General features: G+C 54.6%; 2 tRNA genes and 2 rRNA genes. All 4 read right to left on the bottom strand.

From position 1 onward, the window contains the following. Positions 1–561, bottom strand: a 23S ribosomal RNA gene (locus KJP30_RS24785); the annotation flags it as partial. 479 nt (positions 562–1040) lie between these two features. Then, a tRNA-Ala gene (locus tag KJP30_RS24790) sits at positions 1041–1116 on the bottom strand. A 32-nt stretch (positions 1117–1148) separates the two neighbouring features. Then, positions 1149–1225 (bottom strand) — tRNA-Ile (locus KJP30_RS24795). A 149-nt stretch (positions 1226–1374) separates the two neighbouring features. Further along, positions 1375–2823: ribosomal RNA gene (locus KJP30_RS24800) — 16S ribosomal RNA — on the bottom strand. Positions 2824–3317 lie beyond the last annotated feature (494 nt).

Consider the following 3317-nt stretch of genomic DNA (forward strand, 5'->3'; position numbering starts at 1 on the left):
GAGCTCCGACTGATTGTAGGCGTTCGGTTTCAGGTACTGTTTCACTCCCCTCGTCGGGGTGCTTTTCACCTTTCCCTCACGGTACTGGTTCGCTATCGGTCAGCAAGGAGTACTTAGCCTTCGAAGGTGGTCCTCCGATCTTCAGACAGGATTTCACGTGTCCCGCCCTACTTAATACGTCCTATCGAGCTTCTCGTACGGGGCTGTCACCCGCTACGGCCATGCTTTCCAGCATGTTCTGATCACTCTCAAGGCTCGGCTGATCCCCGTTCGCTCGCCACTACTAGGGGAGTATCATTGATTTCCTTTCCTCCGGGTACTTAGATGTTTCAGTTCCCCGGGTTTGCTCTTCAAACCCTATGTATTCAGGTAAGAAGTACCTGGTTAAGCACGTTATAAGCTACCGAAGTAATTATAACGAACTTTCAGGTGGGTTGCCCCATTCGGAGATTCATGGATCAAAGCCTATTCTCGGCTCCCCATGACTTATCGCAGAGTATCACGTCCTTCATCGCCTCTTGCTGCCAAGGCATCCACCAAACGCCCTTCTCGCGCTTGATTTGATCCAGTAAGAGCAAGGTCTTTCGGTGCGCCACCGCCTTTCGGCCTGTGTCGTACCTTGCCTGCGCTGGTTCGTGCAGGCCCTCGTCCGAAGACACGGTCGGCAGACCGCCTCTTCCTCTTACCGGACAAAGCATACTTTCCCGCCCCGGTATGCTTACCGGGACATGGAATTCAGAACCGCTTCGAGCGGTTCCAAATTCCTCTCACTCGTTTTGCGACGCAAAAGAGTGAGTGGTTAGTGTACTTGACTTGGACAACGATTGCTCGTTTCAGCAGGGATATATCGGAGTGGTCGGCTAGACCTCTCTTCAACCTTCCCCGAAGGGAACCCACTGAGATTGCCACCCACTTGTGGCAATCAAGCAATGTTGATTGTTTCTCTCTGTACGATGTGAATGATGCGTCCGATTGGACGGGGAAGCATCCAGGGATGCTTGCCGATCTAATCGGGTATCTCCGCTCACCCGAGGGTGAGATGGTGGAGCCTAGGAGGATCGAACTCCTGACCTCCTGAATGCAAATCAGGCGCTCTCCCAGCTGAGCTAAGGCCCCCTATGGATGCACAGGATGCATCCGGAATATGGTGGTGGGTCGAGGAGGACTTGAACCTCCGACCTCACGCTTATCAGGCGTGCGCTCTAACCACCTGAGCTACCGACCCAGACAGGCCAGTTCGTCTCGGCGGCCTGATGTTTTTGTCTGAAGAGATATGAGGACGGCCTGGTCCGCTATGTTGTGGACAGTTTTGATTACTGTCCTGCTAAGTGATCGACGTGAATGGCGAGCCATTCAATCTACGATCATCCTTAGAAAGGAGGTGATCCAGCCGCAGGTTCCCCTACGGCTACCTTGTTACGACTTCACCCCAGTCGCTGATCCTACCGTGGTCCGCTGCCTCCCGAAGGTTAGCGCACGGCCGTCAGGTAGAACCAACTCCCATGGTGTGACGGGCGGTGTGTACAAGGCCCGGGAACGTATTCACCGCGTCATGCTGTTACGCGATTACTAGCGATTCCGACTTCATGCCGTCGAGTTGCAGACGACAATCCGAACTGAGACATCTTTTGGGGATTAACCCACTGTAGATGCCATTGTAGCACGTGTGTAGCCCAACCCGTAAGGGCCATGAGGACTTGACGTCATCCACACCTTCCTCCCGCTTATCACGGGCAGTTTCTCCAGAGTGCCCAGCCGAACTGCTGGCAACTGAAGATGTGGGTTGCGCTCGTTGCCGGACTTAACCGAACATCTCACGACACGAGCTGACGACAGCCATGCAGCACCTGTCACTCAGTCCCCGAAGGGAACCATCCATCTCTGGATGTAGCTGAGGATGTCAAGGGTTGGTAAGGTTCTGCGCGTTGCTTCGAATTAAACCACATGCTCCACCGCTTGTGCGGGCCCCCGTCAATTCCTTTGAGTTTTAATCTTGCGACCGTACTCCCCAGGCGGAATGCTTAATCCGTTAGGTGTGTCACCGACAAGCATGCTTGCCGACGACTGGCATTCATCGTTTACGGTGTGGACTACCAGGGTATCTAATCCTGTTTGCTCCCCACACTTTCGCACCTCAGCGTCAGTATCGAGCCAGTGAGCCGCCTTCGCCACTGGTGTTCCTCCGAATATCTACGAATTTCACCTCTACACTCGGAATTCCACTCACCTCTCTCGAACTCAAGACCAGGAGTTTTGGAGGCAGTTCCGGGGTTGAGCCCCGGGATTTCACCCCCAACTTTCTGATCCGCCTACGTGCGCTTTACGCCCAGTAATTCCGAACAACGCTAACCCCCTCCGTATTACCGCGGCTGCTGGCACGGAGTTAGCCGGGGTTTCTTTACCAGGTACTGTCATTATCATCCCTGGCGAAAGAGCTTTACGACCCTAGGGCCTTCATCACTCACGCGGCATGGCTAGATCAGGGTTGCCCCCATTGTCTAAGATTCCCCACTGCTGCCTCCCGTAGGAGTCTGGGCCGTGTCTCAGTCCCAGTGTGGCTGATCATCCTCTAAAACCAGCTATAGATCGTAGGCTTGGTGAGCCGTTACCTCACCAACTACCTAATCTAACGCGGGCCGATCCTTCCTTCCCCCGTAGGGCGTATCGAGTATTACTCCCAGTTTCCCGGGGCTATCCTCAACAGAAGGGCACGTTCCCACGCGTTACTCACCCGTCCGCCGCTCACCCGAAGGCGCGCTCGACTTGCATGTGTTAGGCCTGCCGCCAGCGTTCGTTCTGAGCCAGGATCAAACTCTCAAGTTGAAAAGATCTTGCGACCTTATCCTTGACGTTCGAACCTCTGCACATCTTTGATGCCCTACCGCTTCGCTACATGAGGACCGAAATCCTCAGGGCGTAACTCAGCGTGATCTTGACCCGGCTAGGAACCAAGAACGACATCAAAAGTCATCTGTTTGTCTGTGCTTCAGCACCAAAGGCACCGAAGACCGAACAAACAGTGAAGCTGACACTAGATCATCGGCCGAAGCCTACTAGCGCGATATACAGAAGCTTGATCCATCGCATGAACCAGAGCCGCCCGCATATCTCTTCAGATACCGACTATGTCAAATAGCGCAGAGACAAATACCGAACCGGTGCGCCCTAACTTGCTTGGCGCGCCCGCCCGTCAATGCCTCAGATTGTTGCCTCGCAGAACCTTGGAGCATCGCCCCGCCGTCCCGTCCGGCGTCCCGTCAGCGCCTCAGCGCCGCCGGTGAAGGGGCTTTTACGGATACCAACATAAACCCGCAAGC

Origin of the sequence: Antarctobacter sediminis, assembly GCF_019218285.1 — a bacterium.
Classification (GTDB): Bacteria; Pseudomonadota; Alphaproteobacteria; order Rhodobacterales; family Rhodobacteraceae; genus Antarctobacter; species Antarctobacter sediminis.